The sequence below is a fragment of the Streptomyces sp. NPDC087440 genome (assembly GCF_044744005.1).
Taxonomy (GTDB): domain Bacteria; phylum Actinomycetota; class Actinomycetes; order Streptomycetales; family Streptomycetaceae; genus Streptomyces.
Window position 1 is genome coordinate 107,580 of record NZ_JBIUXN010000012.1, and the last position, 21,588, is coordinate 129,167.

Consider the following 21,588-nt stretch of genomic DNA (forward strand, 5'->3'; position numbering starts at 1 on the left):
TTCGGCACAAAAAAGGGGCCCATCGGGCCCCTTTTCCTTGTGAAGAACTTCACGAAGTTCGTCTCGCGGTGCGTCGTGCCACCCCGTCCGGACGAACGGATCAGGCGATCGACCAGCCGATCCCGTCCAAAATGTCGTGCTCCGAGACGACCACTTCCGAGGCCCCGACGCGCTCCATGAGGGCCAGCAGGATCAGCGCCCCGGAGACGATGACGTCGACCCGGCCGGGGTGCATCGCGGGGATCGCGGCCTTCTCGTCGTGGGTCGCACCGACCAGCGACGCGGTGATCTCCCGGACCTTCTCGTACGGGATGCGGGCGTGGTGGATGGCCTGCCAGTCGTACTCCGCCAGCCCCAGCGCGATCGCGGCGATCGTCGTCACCGAGCCCGCGAGGCCGACCAGCGTGCGGGGCCGGTCCGTGAGCGGGACGGTCTCGGCGGCCAGGTCGAGGGCGGCGGCGATGTCCGCGCGGATCGCGGCGACCTGCTCGGGGGTGGCCGGGGCGGACGGCTGGTGGCGCTCGGTCAGGCGTACGCAGCCGATGTCGACGGAGCGGGCCGCCGCCACGCTCTCGCGGCCCACCACGAGCTCCGTGGAGCCGCCGCCGATGTCCACCACGAGGTAGTCCTCGCCGGAGCCGGTGAGCTCCTTGGTGGCGCCGGTGAAGGAGAACGCGGCCTCCTGGTCCCCGGAGATCACCTTGGGCTCGACGCCCAGGATCTCCAGGACCCCGGAGACGAAATCGTCCCGGTTCTCGGCGTCGCGGGAGGCGGAGGTGGCCACGAAGCGGACCTTCTCCGCGCCGTGCGCCTTGATGACCTCCGCGTACTCGCGGCAGGCCGCGAAGGTGCGCTCCAGCGCCTCGGGGGCGAGGCGGCCGGTGCGGTCCACGCCCTGGCCGAGGCGGACGATCGTCATCCGGCGGTCCAGGTCGACCAGCTCGCCGGTCTCCGGGTTCGCGTCGGCGACCAGCAGGCGGATGGAGTTCGTACCGCAGTCGACGGCGGCGACCCGGGTCACTTCGCGGCCTCCGTGTCGGCGCACGGAGTGACGCAGGGGCCCTTGGCCCACCACTCGGGCAGCAGGGCCAGCGCCTCGTCGCCGAAGGGGTTCACACCGGGGCCCGCGACCAGCGAGTGGCCGACCAGCACGTGCAGGCACTTCACCCGGTCGGGCATCCCGCCGGCGCTGGGGAAGCCCACCAGCTCCTCGATCGCGTCGCGCCGCTCGAGGTAGTCCTCGTGGGCGGCCCGGTACTGGTCGGCCAGCTCCGGGTCGGTGCTCAGCCGCGCCTGCATCTCCTTCATGAGGCCGGAGCCCTCAAGGGTGCCGATGGCGCCCGTGGCCCGGGGGCAGGTCATGTAGTAGAGCGTGGGGAACGGCGTGCCGTCCTCCAGGCGCGGGGCCGTCTCGACCACGTCCGGATTGCCGCAGGGGCAGTGGTGCGCGATCGCGCGCAGCCCGCGCGGCGGGCGGCCCAGCTGGAGCTTGAACGCCTCGATGTCCCTCTCGGTGGGCTCGGTGCGCGGCGTGGTCGGGGGCGGGGTGTCCATGCGTGCCTTCTGTCGGTCTGTTCTGGTGACGATCTTCGGTGGGGTCTACGGTTCGCTGCGGTCGGCCGCGTCGACGCCGCCCCAGACGTTGGAGTACCAGGGGCTGCCGGTGGCCTCGTCCCCTTCGGGGCGCTGCGCGGTGCCGGGCGCCTTCGGGTCGTACATCGTGAGACCGGTCTCGCCGGGCAACACATAGTGCAGGTGCTCGCGGGAGAGGCGGACGATGTACGCGTCGTCCTGGAGGCGGGCCTTGGCGTCGCGGAGCTGCTCCACACGCCGCTCGGCCTCGTTCCTGGCCTGTTCCTGGTCGGCGATCTCGGTCGCCTGCGAGAAGTAGCTCCGTATCGGGTACGCGAGGGCCACCACCAGCGTGCACACCACGAGCACCAGCAGCGCCGCCCGTCCCGTGAGCCGGGAGCGGCGGGCCTGGCGGCGGGTCTGGGAACGGTAGACGCGGGCGGCGGTCTGCTCGCCGAGCAGGCGCAGCCGGGTCGTGGTGGAGAACCGGTCGCCCTTGTTCCGTGCGGCCATCCCTGAGTCCTCCCCGTTACGCGCCGACGTCCCCGCACACGGTACGGGACCGGGTACGGGGACGTACGGAGGCTTAAACCCTCAGGAGGGTCTCAGCCCTTGAAGCGGGGGAACGCGGAGCGGCCCGCGTACACCGCGGCGTCGTCGAGGATCTCCTCGATGCGCAGCAGCTGGTTGTACTTGGCGACGCGGTCCGAGCGGGCCGGGGCGCCGGTCTTGATCTGGCCGCAGTTCACGGCGACGGCGAGGTCGGCGATGGTGACGTCCTCGGTCTCGCCGGAGCGGTGGCTCATCATGCACTTGAAGCCGTTGCGCTGCGCGAGCTCGACGGCGTCCAGCGTCTCGGTGAGCGAGCCGATCTGGTTGACCTTGACGAGCAGGGCGTTGGCCGAGCCCTCGTCGATGCCGCGGGCCAGGCGCTCCGGGTTGGTGACGAAGAGGTCGTCGCCGACGATCTGGACCTTGGAGCCCAGCTTGTCGGTGAGGACCTTCCAGCCCGCCCAGTCGTCCTCGTACAGCGGGTCCTCGATGGAGACCATCGGGTACGCGGAGACGAGCTCCTCGTAGTACTCGGTCATCTCGGCGGCCGAGCGGGACTTGCCCTCGAACTCGTAGACGCCGTCCTTGTAGAACTCGGAGGCGGCGACGTCGAGCGCGAGCGCGATCTGCTCGCCGGGGATGTAACCGGCCTGCTTGATGGCCTCGACGATGAGGTCGAGCGCGGCGCGGTTGGACTCCAGGTTCGGGGCGAAGCCGCCCTCGTCGCCGAGACCGGTGGACAGGCCCTTGGTCTTCAGCACCTTCTTGAGGGTGTGGTAGACCTCGGCGCCCCAGCGCAGGGCCTCGGAGAAGGACTCGGCGCCGATCGGCGCGATCATGAACTCCTGGATGTCGACGTTGGAGTCGGCGTGCGACCCACCGTTGAGGATGTTCATCATCGGGACGGGCAGCAGGTGCGCGTTCGGGCCACCGAGGTAGCGGAACAGCGGCAGGTCCGAGGCCTCGGAGGCGGCGTGCGCGACGGCCAGGGAGACACCCAGGATGGCGTTGGCGCCCAGCGAGCCCTTGTTCTCGGTGGCGTCGAGGTCGAACATCGCCTGGTCGATCAGGCGCTGCTCGGTGGCGTCGTAGCCGACGAGCTCCGGGCCGATCTGCTCGATGACGGCGAGGACGGCCTTCTCGACACCCTTGCCGAGGTAGCGGTTCGGGTCACCGTCGCGAAGCTCGATGGCTTCGAAGGCACCGGTGGAGGCGCCGGACGGAACAGCAGCACGACCCGTGCTGCCGTCGTCGAGGCCGACCTCGACCTCGACCGTGGGGTTGCCTCGGGAGTCCAGGATTTCCCGGGCTACGACGACGTCGATGGACGGCACGAGCATCTCCTTATGGGATGTGACGCGAAGGTGGCGGGCCCCGTGAAGGGGCACACGGCGCAGGGTCGCTTTCGGCCTTGCGACAAGAGCCTAACCGGCTCCGGGGCATCGGCCAGCCGATCGACCGCACGCTGGGACGAAAAGATGCCCGAATGCCTGTAATACAGGACGAAGGACCCTGGTGACGTCACCGTGCGTTACGGATCTGTTCACCGACGAGTACGGCCCGTATGCACGCCTGAGTGCGTACGCGCACGGGTGAGCCCTTGTGCACAGGGCCTGCGGGTGGGGCCTGCGGATAGGGGTCGACCCCGGCGGGACGCGTTCGGGGGGAAGTCGCGCCCGGCCGGGGTCGGGGGTGCGGAGGGGGCGGGGGTGAGCCGCCCCCTCCGCGGTGCGGACTCGGGCGGGGGTGGGCCGCCGGGAGTCCGCGGTGCGGGAACCGGGCGCGGGTGGGGCGCCGGGGTTCCCGCGGGGCGGGGACGGACGGGGGTGGGCCGTCGGTCCCCGCTGGATCAGCTCAGGTGGAGCTGCTGACCCGGGAAAATGAGGTCGGCGTCGGAGACGACGTCCTCATTGAGGTCTGCGATGTGCTGCCAGCCGCCCTTGACGTGCTCGCGCTCGGCGATCTTCGACAGGGTGTCGCCCGCCTGCACCTTGTACTCGCCGTCACCCTTCTTGATCGGGCCACCGGCCTTCGACTCTACCTTCGGCACCGAGCGGGTCTCGCTGCGGGAGGCGGCCGGGGCCTCTTCGCGCTTCTTCTCCGCCTTCGGGGCGGACTTCTTCGCGGAGGAGCCGGTGCTGACGCCCGGGTCGACACCGTCGTTGCTCAGGTTGCCGGCGCCCGCGCAGGCCCAGGCGCCGGGGCCCTGGATCTTGAGCAGCTTCTCGGCGGTGGCTATCTGCTGGCCCTTGGTGGCCAGGTCGGCACGCGAGGCGTACTGGGTGCCACCGGCGGCGGCCCACGAGGAGTTCGTGAACTGCAGGCCGCCGTAGTAGCCGTTGCCCGTGTTGATGGACCAGTTGCCGCCGGACTCGCACTGGGCGACGGCGTCCCAGGTGTCGACGGAGGCGGCGGAGGCCGAGGAGGCCCCCATCAGCGGGGCGGCGACCGCGACACCCGTGACGCCCGCGATCGCGGCGGCACGCGTGGCCTTGGACGGACGGCGGTGCTTGCCCTTGCTGCTGAAAAGCGACATGGATATACCCCTCACCGACGCCTTCGAGGTGAGCTGTCGGGTTCGGGCTGTGAGTTCGCCCGGCCTCCGGTCCGGATTCCCGCGTGACGCTTGCTGCGGCTTTCCGTTTCGGCGGCTTCACCCCAAGCCGTTCCCACGACGTCTCTCAACGTCCGGGCCCGGCACTTACCTTGGGTCCCCCGCTCCTGCCTACGGCGCTTTCGCGACGACTGCTTCCGGTGGCCCGCCGGCAGGATTCGGCGTGCGGGCTCCGGTGCTCACCGGTGGCGAGCGAGGACGACCGTAATCACAGGTGCCCCGGATGTTCAAAGAGGCACATCCGGGACATCCACCCCCTACTTGCCCCCTGCTCACTTGCGTTTACGCAGGTCAGAGGGGGCCTACCGGGAGTCACCCGGAGGGACACGCCAGTTGGGGCGAAGAGACTCATGTCTCACTTGCGCAAAAGCGGACACAAGCCCCTCAACCGCCCCTACTTTTCGCCGTCCTCCGACCCCTCCGACGGGTCCTTCCCCTGCTTCTCCTGCTGCTTCTGCCCGGCTTCCTGACCTTCGCTCAGATCCAGGTGCTGGCCGGGCTTGATGAGGTCCGGGTCGGCGCCGAGGGACTTCTTGTTGGCCTCGTAGAGGGCGCTCCAGCCGCCGGGGACCTTCGCCTCGTCGGCGATGTGCCAGAGGTTGTCGCCGGGCCGCACGGTGTACGTGCCGGGCTCGGGGGCGTCGCCCTCCGTCTTCGCGCTGCCGTCCCGCGAGGCGTGCCGCCCGCCGTCCCGCTCGATCGCATCCCTATCGGGGGAATTGTCCGGTACGGGGAGGGAGTTCTCCGGCGCGGGCTCGCCCCGGTGCTTGCCGGAGCCGGGGAGGCCCGGGTCCGGGGTGCCGGTGGCGTCGGGGGCGGTGGGGCTCGTGGAGGCGTCGGGGCCGGTGCTGGGCGAGACGCTGGAGCCGGGGGTGGACTCGGTGGGGTCGGCCGAGGCGGTGGCGCCGGTGGCGGGCGTACCGGCGTCGGGGGTCGCGCCCGGGTCCGGGGTGGCGCCCGGGGTCCCCTGGGCGGGCTCGGTGCCGTCCGAGGCGTCGCGCTTCGTGTCCTTCTTCGCGTCGGGCTCGGCGGCGTCCGCCGGGGGCGTGGGGGGCGTACGGGAATCGATGCCCGCGTCCACGCCGGGATCGGCGGCGTCCACCCCTCCCTGGCCCGAACCGGAACCGGAGTGACCGCCGCCGCCGGGTGCCAGCCCGGATATGACGGCGCAGCTCGGCCAGGCCTGCGGACCCTCGGCCTTGAACACCTTCTCGGCGACCTCGATCTGCTGCGAGCGGCTGGCGAGGTCGGCGCGCGGGGCGTAGGAACCGCCGCCGTACTGGTTCCACTTCTCCTGGGAGAACTGGAGCCCGCCGTAATACCCGTTGCCCAGGTCGGCGCTCCACGCACCACCGCTCTCGCACTCGGCGACGCGGTCCCAGGTGCCTGCCTCGACCGCACCGGCGCTGGTGGCGCCGAGGAGCGGAATCGCGAGCGCGGAGCCGGTGACCCCGGCCGCGACGACGATTGCGGGGGCCTGACGCGGGCGGCGGTGTTTACCGTTCCCGGAACGCATGCGGTTGCCTTTCGCTGACGGTGACTCGGCTTCTGGCTGGGCAGCCGGGTCGCCCGTGAACGTAGCCGCAGTCGAACACCCGTCACAAGTCGATGCAGCGGAGATCACGCAAAGGTCACATCTCTGATGCCCCATCACTTTCCTTGCCCTGCGCACCACTTCCGAACTCCACCGGAAGCGTGCGCAGACCCCGCATGATGAGGCCGCCGCGCCAGCGCAAATCGGCAGGTTCCGCCGCGAGTCGCAGGTCAGGGAGACGGGTCAGCAGGGTCGCGAGTGCGGTCTGCGCTTCGAGCCGCGCGAGGGGGGCACCGAGGCAGTAGTGGATGCCGTGCCCGTAACCGAGATGCTGGTTGTCCCGACGGCTGAGATCGAGGGTGTCCGGATGCTGGAACCGCTCGGGGTCGCGGTCGGCGGCCGCCAGCACGACGAGTACGGGGTCCCCCTCCCCGATCTCCTGCCCGCCGAGGGTGAGCGCCTCGGTGGCGTACCGCCAGGTGGCCAGCTCGACGGGGCCGTCGTAGCGGAGCAGTTCCTCGACGCCGGTGGCGAGGAGGCCGGTGTCGCCGGCAGCGAGGGCCGCTTGGAGCCTCTCCCGTTGCTCGGGGTTCCGAAGCAGGGCATACACCCCGTTTCCAATCAAATTGACCGTCGTCTCGAAGCCCGCGAAGAGGAGGATGAACGCCATCGCGGCAGCCTCGTTCTCGGTGAGGTGCTCGCCGTGGTCGCTGGCGCGGATGAGGTTCGAGATGAGGTCGTCGCCGAGGTCTTCGCGCTTGCGGTGGATCAGCTCGGCGAGGTAGTTGCGCATCTTCTTGACCGAGCGCGCCACGCCCCCGCGCGGGCCGCCGCCGTGCCGGATCATCATCCCGGCCCAGTCCCGGAAGTCGTCCTGGTCCTCGCGGGGCACGCCCAGCAGGTCGCAGATCGCGTAGATGGGGAGCGGGAAGGCGAACTCGTGGATGAGGTCGGCGGACCCCTCGCCCGCGAAGTTGTCGATGAGCCGGTCGGTCAACTCCTGTACGCGGGGCGCGAACTCGGCGACCGTGCGCGGGGTGAACGCCTTGGACACCAGGCGGCGCAGCCGGGTGTGGTCCGGGGGGTCGATGTTGAGCAGGTGCGTCATCAGATCCGCACTCCGCTCGCCGGGGATGCCCGTCTTGCCCTTCGCGTGGGCGGAGCCCGCATGGTTCGCCGGGTTCTTGCTGAGCCGCTGGTCGGCGAGGGCCTGCTTGGCGTCGGCGTACCGGGTCACGAGCCAGGCCTCGACGCCGCTGGGCAGCCGGGTGCGGTGCACGGGCGCGTGCTCGCGGAGCCAGGCGTAGGCCGGGTAGGGATCGGTGGCGAACTCCCAGGTGAAGAGTTCCGGGGCGGGTTCGGCGGGGGGTGCGGTGCTCACCCGTCGACGTTAGCCGCCTTGCGCCACGGTGCTCATCCCGCCTGTCCCTCCGCCGCCAGGATCGCGTCCCGGTACACGCGTGCGGCGGCGCGCAGGGCGGTCTCCGGGTCGATGCCGTCCGCCTCGGCGCGGGCGGCCAGGGCGAGGAGCTGGTAGCCGATGCCGCCGTCGCCGGGCGGGAGGGGGGCGTCGATGCCGCCCGAGCGGACCCGGGAGGAGAGCTTGGCCGCGAGGGCGAGCGCGGGCTGTCCGAGAGGGATGCCCTCCGTCACCGAGGTGCGCTGCTTCTCGACGGCCTTGGTGCGCAGCCAGGTGGCCTTCACGTCCGCCGGGGTCTCGGCGGTCTCGTCGCCGAAGACGTGCGGGTGGCGGTGGATGAGCTTGTCGATGAGGGTGGCGGCGACGTCGTCGATGGAGAAGGGGCCCTCCTCTTCCTCCCCCTCCTCACCCGAGGCGTCCTCGCCCGATGCGTCCTCGCCCGTCGCGTCCTCCGCGATGCGGGCGTGGAAGACGACCTGGAGGAGGACGTCGCCCAGTTCCTCGCGGAGCTCCGTGCGGTCGCCCGCCTCGATGGCCTCGACGAGTTCGTAGGCCTCCTCGATGCCGTACTTGGCGAGCCCCTTGTGCGTCTGCTGGGAGGACCACGGGCACGCGCGCCGGATGCGGTCCATGACCTGGACCAGGTCGAGGAGGCGGGCGCCGGGGAGGTCGTAGGAGCCGGGGAGGAGTTCCAGGTCGGGCATCTGGACACGGTTCGAGCCCGCGAGGCGGGCCAGGCCGTCGGTGAGCCGGGCGTCGCCCGCGCCGGCGCCCCCGGAGGAACCCTCGGGGGAGCTCTCGGAGGAGGAGGGGAGGACGACGACGGTCCGGCCGCCGTCGGTGCAGTAGGCGACCAGGTCCTCGGCGACCGGCACCGACTGCTCGACGCTCACCCCGGCCTCGTACAGATACGGCAGCTGCGGGTGGGCGGCGTCCGCGCACAGCACCCGGTCCGCCGAGCGCAGGGTCTGCCACGCGGGCCAGGACAGCAGGCCGGGGGCGACCCGGTGGCTGGCGGTGAGCAGGACGATGCGGCCGGGGGTGGCGGCGGGTGCGTCGAGGGGTGCTTCTGTGGTCACCCCACGACCGTACCCGCGCCCCCTTGTCTCCGGGTTACGGCACCTGCTGCGCCCCGGCGTCGGCGGCCGCCTGGGCCTCCTTGTCCTTGGTCTTCTGGACGATCCACGGGGTCTTCTTCGCGACCAGCATGATCTGCTCGTCGTTCCACGCGCCGAAGCGCGGGTTGACGTTGATCTTCAGGGCCTTGGAGGCCTTGGCGAGGACGGCGGTCATCTTCTGCATGCCCTCGTTGGTGGAGAGGTCCGCCTGGTTCAGGGCCGCCAGCTTGGTGAGCTGGATGTCGCGGCGCACGGCCGTGTCGATCTGCTCGGGCGCGTACCCCTGGCCGAGCAGGTCGGAGCGCAGCCGCTCCTCGCCGCCCTTCTGCTGGACGGCGGCGGCGCGCGCCTGCTGGATCTCCTTGCGGCTGACCGTGACGCCCGCGTCGTCGGCGGCGCGCTCCACGACCCGGCGGAAGAGGGTGATCTGGAGTTCGGCGCGGGTGAGCTGGCCGGTGCCGCTGATGACCTCCTTGCCCTGCGGGGTCTTCGCCTGCGCGGCCCGTACGGCGTTGGACTGCCCCTGGAGGGCTGACACCTCGATGCGCTCGCCGCCGACGATGGCCGCGGCTCCCGGGTGGGACTGACTGCCGCAGGCGGTGAGGAGAGGGCCTGCGGCGAGCAGACCGGCGGCGGCGAGGAGCGTGGAGCGGGTGCGCGTACGGCGGTGCAAAGGGTGCCTCCCGGGGGCGGTGATCGTGCGGCGTTGCACAACAGCCTTGCGGTTGTTGATGTTAGGCAGCCGGAGTGGTCCGGGCCACTGGTTCGACCAACGAGTCGCGTACGAGTGGGGATGCGGCGGCCGGGAGGCCGTGACCGGGGCTTGGGGCGGTGTTCGTCTCGCCGACGAGGAAGTGGGGGCGTCGCTTCGCCTCGTAATAGATGCGTCCGACGTATTCGCCGACGACGCCGAGCAGCACCATCTGCACTCCGGAGAGGGCGGTGACGGCGACGAGGAGGGTGACGTAGCCGGGAGTTTCCACGCCGTTGACGAGTGCGTCACCGACGATCCATGCGGTGTAGGCAAAGGCGACGGCGAGGAGGAGGAGTCCCAGATAGAGGGCGGCGCGGAGTGGTTTGTTGTTGAAGGAAATGACGCCGTCGAGGCCATAGTTGAGGAGTTTGCCGAAAGTCCACTTGGACCTCCCTTCCTCGCGCACCGCGTTTTCGTAGGCGAAGGTCGCCGTGGGAAATCCGATCCAGGCGAAGATCCCCTTGGAGAAGCGGTTGTACTCGGTGAGTTTCAGGACCGCGTCGACGGCCCGCCTCGACAGCAGCCGGAAGTCACCGACACCGTCGACGAGTTCGACGTCGACAAGTCGATTGACGAAGCGGTAGTAGGCGCGGGCGGTCAGGGTGCGGGTGACGCGGTCGCCGGCCCGGGTGCGGCGGGCGACGACCTGGTCGTTTCCCTGCGCGTGCAGGGTGATCATGCGGGCGATCAGCTCGGGCGGGTGCTGGAGGTCGGCATCCATGATGACGACGGCGTCGCCGCCCGCGTGCCGCAGTCCGGCGAGCATCGCGGCCTCCTTGCCGAAGTTGCGGCTGAAGGAGACGTACCGGACGCGGGGGTCGTCGTCCGCGAGGGAGCGGAGGTGGCCGAGCGTGTCGTCGCCGCTCCCGTCGTCCACGTACACGAATTCGAAGGAGATTTCACAGGGAAAGGTGGGCGCGAACGAGGCGATTTCCCGGGACACGTGCGCGTGGAATCGGCGCACGACCTCCGCCTCGTTGAAACAGGGCACGACGAGGGAGATGAGCATGTGCCATGGGAACGCGGCCAGATGACGTTCTCTCAGGAGTCGGATGACGGGGAAAGGGCGGTTCGGTTAACGGAATCGCGGGGTGGTGGTGAAAGGGCCGGTGGCGTGTTTACGGTCGGTTCCATGCTGATTCGGCCCCGGCTCGCGCTCCCTCGTTTCCGTCCCGTTCCCGCGTCCTCGCTGCTCGCCGCGGTGCTGGCGGCGTTCGCGCACTGCCTGGGTTCGGCGGTGGCGGGCAGTCAGCCCTTCGGGGCGATGAACCGGAATGTGAACGACCTGGGAACGCAGTTCGTCCCCTTCCACGCGCACCTGTGGGACGTGCTGCACGGCCGCGCGGACGGCGGCTGGCTGATCAACTGGCAGTCGGGGTACGGCTCCAGCTTCCTGCCGGACGTGGGCACGTATCTGTCGTCGCCCTTCTCCTTCCTGGTCGCGCTCTTCCCGCGCGACCAGATCGACCTCGCGGTGTACGTGACGTCGGTGCTGCGGATCGCGGTGGCGGCGGCGGTGATGGCGTGGCTGCTGTTGCGCATGCGACCCGGTGGGCGGTGGTGGCTGGCGGGGACACTGGGGGCGGCGTACGCACTGTGCGGCTGGTCGGTGATCGAGGCGTCGTACAACCCGATGTGGCTGGACGGGCTGATCGCGTTCCCGCTGCTGTGCGCGGTGGGCGAGGCGCTGCGGGAGGGCCGCCGGCCGGTGCGGTGGTTCCTCGGCGGGGTGCTGCTGGTCGCGTACGTGTGGGTGGCGAACTTCTACACGGCGTACATGGCGACGCTGGGCGCCGGCCTGGTGCTGGCGGCGCGGCTGCTGATGGACGGCGGCGCGTGGCGGCCCCGACTGCGGGTGGCGGGCAGGGCGTGCGCGGCGGTGGCGCTGGGCATCGGGCTGTCGGCGCCGCTGCTGCTGACGGTGTTCGCGGGGACGCGGCACGCGTATCCGGGGATGGGCCTGACGTTCCGCCCGGCGGGGTGGGGGGATCTGCTGGGGCGGCTGCTCCCGGCGACGTACTCCTTCAACTCGCCTGCGATGTACGTGAGTACGGCCGTCCTGCTGCTGGCGTGCGCGCTGCCCTTCCACCGGGCGGTGGCGGTGCGGGTGCGGGTGGGGTGGTCGTTGCTGGCGGTGCTGGTGGTGCTGTCGATGCAGTGGGGGCCGACGCATCTGGCGTGGCACGCGTTCACGGAGCCGAACGGGAGCCCGTACCGGCAGACGTTTGTGCTGAGCGGGGTGCTGGTGATGGCCGGGTGGGTGGCGGTGGGCGAGGGGGTGCTGCCCCGCCCGGCGCTGGCGGGGGCGGTGGGGTGTGTGCTGCTGGTGGGGCTCGCGGGGCTCGGCGGTGCGTTCACGGTGCGGTGGTCGTGGGTCGGGGCCGGGGTGGGGCTGGTGGCGGTGGTGGGGGCGCTGGTGCTGCTGGGACGGGGGCGTCGGGGGTACGCGGCGGTGGCCGCGGTGTTGTTGATCGGCTGCACGGTGGGGCAGTCGGCGCTGACCACCGCGTGGGCGGCGAAGCGGCGGGTGGCCGCCCAGGACGACCACGCGCCGTACGGGCCACGGCAGGTGGCGCACCGGGCGACGATCGCGTCGGTGGACGGGTGGCCCCGGTACCGGACGGACCCGGGCCGGGCGCAGACCGTGCACAACGACGCGATGGTGGTGGGAGGCCAGGGCGCTTCGTACTACAGCAGCGTCACCTCGGCGGTCCTGACCCGCACGCTGTCCGCGCTGGGCGACGGCTGGAACGGCAGCGGGCGCGCCCCGCACAGCCTGGACAACCCGGTGACGGACGCGCTGTGGGGGGTGGGGGCGCGGCTGCGGTCGACGTACCGGCAGGGCGCGGACACACGGTTCACGGTGGTGCGCGGGGAGGCGGCGCCGCTGGTGACGGTGCGGGAGGCGTTGCCGGAGGGGGTCGGGTACGGGACGTCGGCCTTCGCGAACCAGGAGTTGCTGTTGGGGTCCACGGTGTACGAGCGGCTGCCGGGGACGGAGGGGCGGTGCACGCCGGGGTCGCCGGTGTTCGTGTGGGCGCCGGGACTGAAGGGGTCGGCGCGGCTGGACGCCGGACAGCCGGTGGGGTTCGACGCCAAACGCGGCCGGGTGCGGGCCCCGATGCAGCAGGTGGGAATGGCGCCGGGCGACGGGCGGGTACGGGTGTGGCTGGAGGGGTCGGGGAAGCGGGGTGCGGAGGTGGCGTGCCTGCGGACGGACCGGCTGGCGGCGGCGGTACGGGAACTGCGGGCGCGGGCCGCGTCGGGGGTGTCGTTCGGGGACGGGACGGTGGAGGCGCGGATTCCGGCGGGTACGGGCAAGCGCGTCGCGGTGGTGGCGGCACCTCGGATCGCGGGCTGGCAGTGCGCGGTCGCCGGCACGGAACCCGCCCCGGCTGCGGCCTACTTGGGGATGCTGGCGGTGCCGGTGGACCCGGAGGGCGGGCTGCTGCGCTGCACGTTCCGCCCGCCGGGGCTGCGGGCGGGGTCGGCGGTGGGGGGCGCGGCGCTGGTGGGGGTGGTGGGGTGGCTGGTGCTTCAACGCATCCGGCGGGCACCCCAGCCCGTCCGGGGGGCGTCCCAGCCTGTCCGGCACTTCAGCCCGTCCGGCGTTTGAGGACGCGCGGCGAAGCCGTGCAGGGGGCAAGGGGCGTAGCCCCATCGGGAACAGCACCCCACCCACCAGCCTCGCGAGTTTAGGTGAAGGGGCGGGGCTGGGGCAGGCGCCGCAGGCAACCGAGGTACCGCGGACGGTACGGAGACCCCCGCCCCGGCACCGCCATCACCTCAACCGGCCCCCGGGCGCCCCCACCCCGCCCTCCGCCAGGAGAATCCGCCGCGACAGGACGTACGTCACCGGAATCGCCCCCACCGCCGCCACCAGCGGAGCCACCCGCTCCCCCACCCCGCCCCACTCCACCAGCACAAAGACCCCCACCGACGTCACCACGAAGTTCGTGAGGTTGGTCAGCGGAAAGAGCAGGAACTTCCGCCAGCTCGGCCGTGTCCGATACGTGAAGTACGTGTTCAGGAAGAAGGACCCCACCATGCTCACCACGAATGCCACCACGTACGCCGGGTAGTACGGCAGCCACCCGTGCAGAGCGAGGTAGCACCCGTAAAAAGTCCCGGTGTTGACCCCGCCCACCAGCCCGAAACGAAGCACCTGAAGAAGCTGCGGGTTCACTGTCCGGGACGCGCCCGCAGGAAGGCCGAGGTCGCCACCCGGCCCAGGAGTTCGAGGCGGGAGCCGCCGTCCGCGAGGTGTTCCGTGAGGGCTTCGCCGACACCCGGCCAGGCCGCGTCGCCGTAGTCGTCCAGGACGACGATGCCGCCGTCGGCGACGAGTTCCTCGACCCAGCGGAGGTCGGAACGGACGCCCTCGCGGGAGTGGTCGCCGTCGACGATCACGACACCGTAGCGCCGGTCGGACACGGCGGCCCGTACGTCCGTGTCCTGCGAGAAGCCCCGCTGGATGCGGAAGTCGGCGTGGGCGAGCGCGAGATTGGCCCGTACGACGTCCTCGCGGACCGGCGTCCCCGTCGGGTCGGCCGTCTCCCGTACCGCGTCCGGCTGGAGCTGCGAGCCGATGAGCGGATCGACGATGGTCAGATGCGCCTCGACGCCCTCGCGGTGCAGCATCCGGGTGAGGGCGGTCGCGAACAGGCCGTACAGGGTGCCGATTTCGAGTACGTCGGGGTGCTGGGGCGGGGCGAGCAGCGGGATGGTGGCCAGCTTGCCGCACACGTTGGAGGTGCCGCCCGCCGCCCGGCCGACGCCGAGGGCCTCCAGGGCGACGACGGTACGGAACGCCGAGGTCACCGCCCGCCGCGCGTGCCCGCTGCCGGTGACCTCGGCGACCTGGGCGACGAGGGTGTCGATCTGCCCTGCGGAGGGCATGCGGTGGGCGCCCCGGCCGGTGCGGTCGAGGAGCAGGCCGACGGCGGTGCTCTGCTTCTTCAGGGCGTCCAGTTCGGCCCGCATCGCGTCGAGTTGGGCGCGGGTGCCGCGCGTCTGGCTGCGCACGCGCTGATCGACGAGGTCCGCGAGGGGGCGCAGGGCGCGGCGGGCGAGGGGGTGGGTCAGCAGGGGCATGGCGGGGACGGTAGGGGGTGCGGGGGTGCGGGGCGTGACGGCGGGCTGACGACGGGGCGAAGGGGAGGTGTCGGAGCGGCGGCGGCACGCTTCGACACGTCCGACCCGACCGACACGGCCGGCCCGAATCAACCTGGCCGCCCCTCAAGCGGCAGCCCGCTCAGCGCCGCCCCCCGAACTGCCGCTGACGGTCCAGGCCCCGCCGGATCTCCCCCACCAGCGGGTGGTACGACCCGTACGCCCGCTCCACGTCGTACAGCAGGCCCTGGAGCTGGCGGCCCGCCTCCCCGTGGCCCCCCATCGCCAGCAGCAACTGGGCGATCCGGTGCCGGAGTTCGAAGGCGCGGGACGGGTCGCCGCCGGACACGTAGCCGTTCTCGTAGTACGGCAGGAGCACCCGGTACTCCGCCAGCGCCGCCGCCGGTTCGCCCAGCTGCTCCAGGCACAGCGCCGCGTCGTACCGGAACTGGAGTGCCTGCGGGTCCGCCGGGCCCGATTCCGCGGCCCGCTCGTCGGCGAGGCGGCGCAGTTCCGGCAGTGCGCGCCGGTACTGGCCGTCGTCCAGGAGCGTCGCCGCGTACTGCTTGCGCAGGATGCGCACCACCGGGGAACGCTCCCCGTGCTCGGCGGCGGCCGCCGGGAGGATGGTGCCGAGCAGGTCGACGGCCTGGGTGATGCGCCCCTCGCCGAGGAGTTGCTTGACCTCGTCGACGGCCCCGGCCACGTCCGGCTTGGCGGGCGGCGGTGGCTGTACGGGAGCGGGCGGGGCCGCCGCCCGGTCCGGCCACGGCGCCTGCGGGCGCAGGAAGGGGCGGGTGGGGTCGAGCGGTCCGGCCAGCGGTCCCCGCGCGGGCAGCAGCGGCGCCAGCCGCTCGTACACCTCCTGCACCGAGCCCGGCCGGTGCTGCGGGTCCTTGGCGAGGAGGTGCAGCACCAGTGCCTCCAGCGCCTGCGGCACCTCGGGCCGCAACTGACGCACCGGCGCCGGTGCTTCGTACAGGTGCCGGTGCAGGATGCCGAGCGCGGTCGTCCCGGCGAAGGGGACGTCGCCGGTGAGCAGTTCGTGCAGCAGCACGCCGAGTGCGTACAGATCGGTGTACGGGCCGACCGCGCCGCCCATCGCCTGCTCCGGCGCCATGTACGCCGGGGTGCCGATGGGGGTGCCGGTGTGGGTGAGGCGGGTGGTGTCGGTGTCGAGGACGGAGGCGACGCCGAGGTCCAGGACGGTGAGGGTGCCGTCGGGCTTGACCATGACGTTGCGCGGCTTGAGGTCGCGGTGGACGATCGGCACCGCGTGCACGGCGGCCAGCACCGCGCACAGCTGGGCGGCGATGGACACGGTCCACTGCCAGGGGTACGGGTCGTCGTGTTCGGCGAAGTGGTCGGCGAGGTCGGCGCCCTCGACGTACTGCATGACGAGGTAGAGGTCGTCGCCGTCGCTGCCCGCGTCGTGCACGGTGACCAGGCCCGGGTGGTCGACCTGGGCGGTGACCCGGCACTCGCGCACGAAGCGGCGGCGCATGTCCTCGGCCTCGGTGGCCGCGTGCATCCGGTCGGGGCGCAGGAGCTTCACGGCGACGCGCCGGTCCAGGCGCTGGTCGTACGCCGTCCAGACCTGGCCCATGCCGCCCTGGCCTATCAGGGTGGCGAGCTCGTAACGGCTCGCGATGACACGGCCGTTCACCGGGGCTGCCCCGCGTCGCCGTGGCCGTCCCTGGGTTCCTTGCGCAGCAGCTCGCTCAATTCGTCCAGCTCGGCGCGGACTTGGTGGATGCGGGGCTGCGGCTGCGGCTGTGGCTGTGGCTGCACGGGCGGCTGGTACGGCTGCGGCTGCGGCTGTACGGGAGGCTGCGCAGGGGGCTGTACGGGCTGCTGGACCGGCGGGTACCCGTACGACGGCCCGGCGGCGGTGGGCCGTTGCTGCTGCGGGTAGCCGTACGGGACCGTGGGATGCCCGGGACCGACCGCTCCCGGCGTCCCCCACGCGTAGGGGGCCTGCGCCGGCTGCGAGAAGTGCTTGATGTCGGCCACCAGGTAATAGGTGGTCACCCCGCCCGCCAGCACGAGCATCAGCAGGAGGCAGACCCAGTCGAGGGCGGTGAGCGGCGCGTTCTCGTCCGGGTTGGAGGTGACGCCGATGGTGATGAAGATCGCCGCCGAGAGTGCCAGGGACAGCCCGAACAGCACCCAGTCCACGCCCCGCCGCCGCACCACCGCGACGCGCAGCATGGTCGCCCAGGAGAGCAGCCCGCAGCTGACGAAGGCGAGCGCGACGAACACCACGCGGAGCGTGACCAGCGCACCGGTACTCGGCTGGCTGCGCGGCGGCGTGAGGCCGGGGCCGTGCATGGCTGCTCCTGGGGTGACGGCACGTGGCGGGACGTGCTGGGGGACGTACGACGAGCGTATACAGCGACTCCGACAACGTCCCCAGGGTTGTACGGATCGGACGACTATTCCGGGGGAACCGTCCCGTCCGCCAGCCCGTCGTACAGCCCCTGCACCAGTTGCTCCCCCAGCCTCCCCGCCACCCGCAGCGCGTCCTCGAACGCGGCGAGCGCCCGGAAGCGGTCGCCGTAGCGGCGCTGGTCGGCGAGCGGCAGCCGGGGCAGCTGGAGGCGGCGCACGTCGAGCCGGGCGGCGGTGGAGGCGTAACTGCTGGCCTGCCGGTTGTTGGCGGTGCCGCGCAGGAACCCGGCGAGGAACCACGGGTCGACGGCCGCCGGGTCCGGCCGCAGGAGGTGCAGGTTGCGCCCGAGCACGGCCCCCGCGCCCGCCTCGTCGACCACGCGGGCGACGGAACCGCCGCCCAGCACCGGCACGACGACGTCACCGGGGGCGGTGAGCACGGCGTCGCCGTCACCGGTGTCGCCCGGCGCTCCGGACGCGGCGCTCGCGGTGAGCACGTCCTGTTCGGTGAGCACGGGTGCGCCGTCGGGGCCGCCGCCCGCCGATCCGGTACGCAGGACCAGCGCGCCCGCGCGGGCGAGTTCGCCGACCGTGGTGACGGGCCAGTGCGTGGGCTGCGCACCGGCGCTGGTGCCCGTTTGCGCACCGGCACCGGTGTGCGGATTCAGCTCGGCCGTCAGCCGCAGGGTGTCCGCCAGCCTTTCCCGTACGGACGCCAGCTCGGCGGCGCCGCCGCCGGCGGCCGGGGGCGGGAGGTGGCGGGCGGGGGCGAGGTCGACGTCGTCGTCCAGCAGCTCGATGACGGGCACGGCGCGGCTCACCCCGGGGCGCTCCTCGACGGTGCCCACGCGGTCGAAGGCCTGCCAGGTGGTGAGCACGGCGGTGTGCAGGGCGGCCCAGTCGAGCCGGTCGCGCCCGGCCTCGGACAGGTCGGCGGTGTCCACGACGAGGAGTTCGGGGGTGGTGGGGGCGGCCGTCGCGGGCCTGCGCAGGACCCACAGGTGCAGCGGCACCCCGTACGGCGGTGCCGCGCCCGCGGGCAGGGCGACCACCGCGCGCAGGGCGCCCCGGCGCAGCAGGTCGGCCCGGATGCGGCGGCCGGAGCGCCGGGACGCGGCGGCGGGGGGCATCAGCAGCACGGCGGTGCCTCCGGGGCGCAGCCGGGCCAGCGCGTGCTGCACCCAGGCGAGCTCGGACTCGGTGCGGGCGGGGAAGCCGTACTCCCAGCGGGGGTCGTAGGCGAGTTCGTCGTGCCCCCAGTTGCGTTCGTTGAACGGCGGGTGGCTGACCACGGCGTCCACGCCGACCTGCGGGTACGCGTCGGCGCGCAGGGTGTCCCCGGCGGCGGCCCGCACCTCGGTGGTGCGGGCGTCGGTGCGCAGGGCGAGCCGGAGCGCGGCGAGGGCGGCGAGGTCCGGGTCGGCGTCCTGGGCGTACAGGGCGCCGGGCCGGTCCTCGGCGTCGCCGCCCGCCTCCAGCACGGCGCACAGCAGGGACGCGGTGCCGCAGGCGGGGTCGAGGACGGTGCGGGGGTGCCCGGCGAGGGCGGCCATCAGGGCGGCGGGGCCCGGCGGGGTCAGCGTGTACTGGCGCGGGTTGGCGTCGAGGTGGCGGCCGAGCAGGAACTCGTACGCCTGCGAAGGTCCCTCCTGGGCGGCCAGTTCGGCGGCGGCCCGCAGCAGCGGCACGGAGGCGGCGAGCGCGGCCGCGTCCGGTGTGCGCACGGCGCGCAGCCATTCGCCGCCGAGCCGCCCGTCCAGGACCTGCGCCAGGGCGGTCGGCAGGAGTTCGGCACAGGTGTCGTCGGACCCGGCGGCCGTCGCCCGCCAGGCCGTCGGCCGCTCCCGTACGAGAAGGAGCACGCATCCGGTGTGCACCAGGGCGGTGACCGCACCGGCGGGGTGACCCGCGACCTGCTGCCAGACGCGTTCGCGCAGGGGGACCTCGGCGAGCTTGCCCTGGGCGCGGAGCCAGTCCTCGACCTCGGCGAGCGCGAAGGAGGGGCTGGTCTCGGTGCCGCCGACGGGCTTGGGGAAGTCGGCGTGGCGGCGCCGCCAGTTGCTCACGGCGGCCCGGCCGACCCCGGCCAGCCGGGCGATCCCGGCGGCGGTCACCTCTGTTGCGTTGTCCGGCACCGCTGTTGCCCCTCTCGGCGTGTGAGCTGTGATCCGAGCATACCGACACACGCGTTCACACCTCACTTCACAACGTGAACTCGCGATTCCTTGTGAACCGTGTTGACTCGGTTCACAGCATCTGTTGTCATTGACCCATCGCAACCCGTCCCCATCGAGGGCCACTGCCGGAGGGCATCCCATGTCTCAGTTCTCGAACCAGCCGACGTACCCCCAGGCCCCCGAGCCGCAGCACTACGGCGGCCAGGGCGGCCACGGCGGTGGTCACGGCGGCCACGGCGGTCCGCGTGCCGCCCGCAACGGCCTGGGCACGGCCGCCCTGATCCTCGGCCTCATCGGCGCGCTGACCGGCCTGATCCCGCTGCTGTTCTGGCTGGCCGGAATCCTCGGACTGATCGCCCTGATCCTGGGCCTGACGGGCAACGGCCGGGTCAAGCGCGGCGAGGCCACGAACAAGGGCGTGACGCTGACCGGCGCGGTGCTCGGCCTGGTGTCGCTGATCCTGTCGGTGGTGGGCGCGGTGCTGCTCTTCAAGGCCGTCGACGAGGGGATCAAGGAGATCGACAAGTCCCTGTCGGGCCAGGAGGCCACCAAGAAGGGCGGCACGGCCGACGGGGCGAAGGACAAGGACACGTCCGGGGACAAGGCCGCTTCCGGGGACAAGGCCGCCAAGGACAAGGACGCGAAGGACGAGATCCTCAGCGCGGGCGACTCCGCCGTGTACGACGACAAGGTGACCGTCACGGTGTCCGCGCCGGCGAGGTACACGCCCAGCCCGTACGCCGCGGGTCACACCAAGGGGAACAAGGCCCGCCTGGTCACGGTGGTCATCCAGAACACGGGGACGAAGAAGTTCGACGCCTCGGGCGTCCTGACGACGGCCCTCGCGGGCAAGGACGGCACGACGGCCGAGCAGATCTTCGACGAGAAGGCGGGCACGATGTTCCAGGGCAGCATCCTGCCCGGCAAGAAGGCCACGGTGAAGTACGCCTTCAGCGTCCCGGCCGACGCGAAGAACCTGACGGTCGAGGTCACCCCGGACATCGAGCACGAGGCGTCGCAGTGGGAGCTGAAGCTCTGAGCACCGCGCCCGGCGGTCCGAGCACCGCGCCCGGAGACACGCGAACGCCCCGGCAGGGCCCCTGGAGGGGGGCGGCCCTGCCGGGGCGTTGCGCGCGCACTACCGCTTCGCGGGAGCCTCGGTCGGGTTGCCGCCGCTGGGCAGGCCCTGCTTCGGGCAGCCCTTGAGCACGGACTTCATCGCGTCGCGCTCCCCGTCCGTCACCCACAGCCCGTACTTCTTCTTCACCGCGACCTGCGAGGCGACGTACGCGCACCGGTAGCCCTTGTTCGGCGGCAGCCAGGTCGCGGTGTCGCCGTCGCCCTTCTTGCGGTTCGCGGAGGCCTCGGCGGCCAGCAGGTTCAGCGGGTCGTTGGCGAAGGCGAGCCGCTTGCCCGTGCTCCACTGCTGGGCACCCTTCTGCCAGGCGTCCGACAGGGCCACCAGGTGGTCGATGTCGACCTTGCTCGCACCGCGCTTGTACTCGACGCGGGTGCCCGTGTACGGATCGTCGACCAGCACCCCGGAGGCGACCTTGCACTGCTTGGCACCGTCGGTGAACTTCACGTCCTTCAGGTCCCGCTTGAGGATGTCGTCGCGGGTGCCGCAGCCGTTGTCGTCGGTGTCGGCCCAGGCCCGGCCGAAGGACTTGCGCTCGTAGCCCGTCTTCGGGGCGCGGCCCTTCACGGGGAGGTCGTCCACGGCCGCCAGCGCGGACCCGGGTTTGCCGACGGGACCGGCCTGCCCCGACCCCGAACCGGCGCCGTCCTTCACGGCGTCGCAGCCGACGGTCCCCGCCAGCAACGCGGCCCCGAGTCCCACCGCGGACACGGCCTTCCAGACCCTCCCGGACGTACCCGACGAACCAGACGTACGCGATGTACGAGCTATCACGACGAACCCCACCCCACGACTCTTCAGCTGTTCCACTGCTGCTCGGCACCGGCAAGCACTGTTGGGCACCGGCAAGCGCCCCACCCTAGGAATGCCTGCCCCGAACGAACCGGCCGACCCGCGACATACCACCAAAATGTGGCCCGCTCCACACGTCGCGCCCGGCGGCTCCCCGGCGCGCGCGACGCCCCGGCCGGGCGTAGCGTCGGAAATGTCCCGTTCTCTTCTGCGGAAGGAGCCCGCCCATGGGGATCTTCGACAGGTTCAAGGACCAGGCCCAGGACAAGGCGAAGGACATTTCCGACGCCGTCGAGGAAGAGGTCAACGAGAAGACCGGCGGCAAGTACTCCGACAAGGTCGACCAGGCCCAGCAGAAGGTGGAAGGCGCACTGGGGATGGGCGACCGGAAGGACGACCCCGCACCCTAGCCGT

The 21,588-nt window shown here is 72.1% G+C and carries 19 protein-coding genes and 1 riboswitch; of the genes, 3 read left to right on the forward strand and 16 right to left on the reverse strand.

Going from position 1 to position 21,588, the window contains the following annotated elements; genetic code table 11:
• Positions 1 to 100: 100 nt before the first annotated feature.
• The 10 genes from ACIO3O_RS23495 to ACIO3O_RS23540 all read right to left on the reverse strand — a co-directional run bounded on the left by ACIO3O_RS23495 (position 101) and on the right by ACIO3O_RS23540 (position 10,573).
• Complete coding sequence (locus ACIO3O_RS23495) at positions 101 to 1,021, reverse strand: exopolyphosphatase (protein WP_401748870.1); 921 nt, start codon at positions 1,019 to 1,021, stop codon at positions 101 to 103.
• Entirely contained in the window at positions 1,018 to 1,554 is a 537-nt protein-coding gene (locus tag ACIO3O_RS23500; RefSeq protein ID WP_401748872.1) for a DUF501 domain-containing protein, read from the reverse strand. The genes ACIO3O_RS23495 and ACIO3O_RS23500 overlap by 4 nt, the downstream gene beginning before the upstream one ends.
• Positions 1,555 to 1,599: 45 nt before the next feature.
• Positions 1,600 to 2,085, reverse strand: a complete 486-nt coding sequence (locus tag ACIO3O_RS23505; RefSeq protein WP_401748874.1) for a septum formation initiator family protein — start codon at positions 2,083 to 2,085, stop codon at positions 1,600 to 1,602.
• Between the two features lie 92 nt (positions 2,086 to 2,177).
• Positions 2,178 to 3,464: a phosphopyruvate hydratase gene (gene eno, locus ACIO3O_RS23510; protein ID WP_401748875.1), complete on the reverse strand. Its 1,287-nt coding sequence runs from the start codon at positions 3,462 to 3,464 to the stop codon at positions 2,178 to 2,180.
• A gap of 509 nt (positions 3,465 to 3,973) precedes the next feature.
• Positions 3,974 to 4,660 (reverse strand): transglycosylase family protein, encoded by a 687-nt coding sequence (locus ACIO3O_RS23515; protein ID WP_401748877.1) that lies wholly within the window; start codon positions 4,658 to 4,660, stop codon positions 3,974 to 3,976.
• Between the two features lie 3 nt (positions 4,661 to 4,663).
• Positions 4,664 to 4,828, reverse strand: a riboswitch (cyclic di-AMP (ydaO/yuaA leader).
• 304 nt (positions 4,829 to 5,132) lie between these two features.
• Positions 5,133 to 6,254 carry a transglycosylase family protein gene (locus tag ACIO3O_RS23520; RefSeq protein WP_401748879.1) on the reverse strand — a complete coding sequence of 374 codons (1,122 nt, stop codon included), beginning with the start codon at positions 6,252 to 6,254 and terminating at the stop codon, positions 5,133 to 5,135.
• Between the two features lie 115 nt (positions 6,255 to 6,369).
• Positions 6,370 to 7,653 (reverse strand): cytochrome P450, encoded by a 1,284-nt coding sequence (locus tag ACIO3O_RS23525; protein ID WP_401748881.1) that lies wholly within the window; start codon positions 7,651 to 7,653, stop codon positions 6,370 to 6,372.
• 32 nt (positions 7,654 to 7,685) lie between these two features.
• A complete protein-coding gene (locus tag ACIO3O_RS23530; protein WP_401748883.1) occupies positions 7,686 to 8,771 on the reverse strand; it encodes a nucleoside triphosphate pyrophosphohydrolase in 1,086 nt (361 codons plus the stop codon).
• Between the two features lie 34 nt (positions 8,772 to 8,805).
• Positions 8,806 to 9,483: a SurA N-terminal domain-containing protein gene (locus ACIO3O_RS23535; RefSeq protein WP_401748885.1), complete on the reverse strand. Its 678-nt coding sequence runs from the start codon at positions 9,481 to 9,483 to the stop codon at positions 8,806 to 8,808.
• Positions 9,484 to 9,544: 61 nt separating this feature from the next.
• Entirely contained in the window at positions 9,545 to 10,573 is a 1,029-nt protein-coding gene (locus ACIO3O_RS23540) for a glycosyltransferase family 2 protein (RefSeq protein WP_401748887.1), read from the reverse strand.
• Positions 10,574 to 10,696: 123 nt separating this feature from the next.
• On the opposite strand from ACIO3O_RS23540, the gene ACIO3O_RS23545 reads away from it, so the two are divergent.
• Positions 10,697 to 13,180, forward strand: a complete 2,484-nt coding sequence (locus ACIO3O_RS23545) for a YfhO family protein (protein WP_401748889.1) — start codon at positions 10,697 to 10,699, stop codon at positions 13,178 to 13,180.
• A gap of 165 nt (positions 13,181 to 13,345) precedes the next feature.
• Here the strand turns inward: ACIO3O_RS23545 and ACIO3O_RS23550 are convergent, their stop codons facing one another.
• From ACIO3O_RS23550 to ACIO3O_RS23570, 5 genes are all read right to left on the reverse strand, one after another.
• Positions 13,346 to 13,729: a GtrA family protein gene (locus ACIO3O_RS23550; protein WP_401748891.1), complete on the reverse strand. Its 384-nt coding sequence runs from the start codon at positions 13,727 to 13,729 to the stop codon at positions 13,346 to 13,348.
• A gap of 17 nt (positions 13,730 to 13,746) precedes the next feature.
• A complete protein-coding gene (locus ACIO3O_RS23555) occupies positions 13,747 to 14,658 on the reverse strand; it encodes a class I SAM-dependent methyltransferase (RefSeq protein ID WP_401748893.1) in 912 nt (303 codons plus the stop codon).
• Positions 14,659 to 14,818: 160 nt separating this feature from the next.
• Positions 14,819 to 16,342 carry a protein kinase gene (locus ACIO3O_RS23560; protein ID WP_401748895.1) on the reverse strand — a complete coding sequence of 508 codons (1,524 nt, stop codon included), beginning with the start codon at positions 16,340 to 16,342 and terminating at the stop codon, positions 14,819 to 14,821.
• On the reverse strand, positions 16,339 to 17,007 hold the full coding sequence (locus ACIO3O_RS23565; protein WP_401748897.1) for a hypothetical protein: 669 nt from the start codon (positions 17,005 to 17,007) through the stop codon (positions 16,339 to 16,341). Before ACIO3O_RS23565 ends, ACIO3O_RS23560 begins: the two co-directional genes overlap by 4 nt.
• A 104-nt stretch (positions 17,008 to 17,111) precedes the next feature.
• A complete protein-coding gene (locus ACIO3O_RS23570; RefSeq protein ID WP_401748899.1) occupies positions 17,112 to 19,202 on the reverse strand; it encodes an N-6 DNA methylase in 2,091 nt (696 codons plus the stop codon).
• Between the two features lie 181 nt (positions 19,203 to 19,383).
• On the opposite strand from ACIO3O_RS23570, the gene ACIO3O_RS23575 reads away from it, so the two are divergent.
• Positions 19,384 to 20,283, forward strand: a complete 900-nt coding sequence (locus ACIO3O_RS23575; protein WP_401748901.1) for a DUF4352 domain-containing protein — start codon at positions 19,384 to 19,386, stop codon at positions 20,281 to 20,283.
• 99 nt (positions 20,284 to 20,382) lie between these two features.
• On the opposite strand, the gene ACIO3O_RS23580 is transcribed toward ACIO3O_RS23575, so the two are convergent.
• On the reverse strand, positions 20,383 to 21,084 hold the full coding sequence (locus ACIO3O_RS23580; RefSeq protein ID WP_401749123.1) for an HNH endonuclease family protein: 702 nt from the start codon (positions 21,082 to 21,084) through the stop codon (positions 20,383 to 20,385).
• 317 nt (positions 21,085 to 21,401) lie between these two features.
• Here ACIO3O_RS23580 and ACIO3O_RS23585 point away from each other — a divergent pair, with 317 nt between their 5' ends.
• Positions 21,402 to 21,584, forward strand: coding sequence for an antitoxin (locus ACIO3O_RS23585; RefSeq protein WP_401748902.1), 183 nt, complete (start codon positions 21,402 to 21,404; stop codon positions 21,582 to 21,584).
• The last annotated feature ends 4 nt before the right edge of the window (positions 21,585 to 21,588 follow it).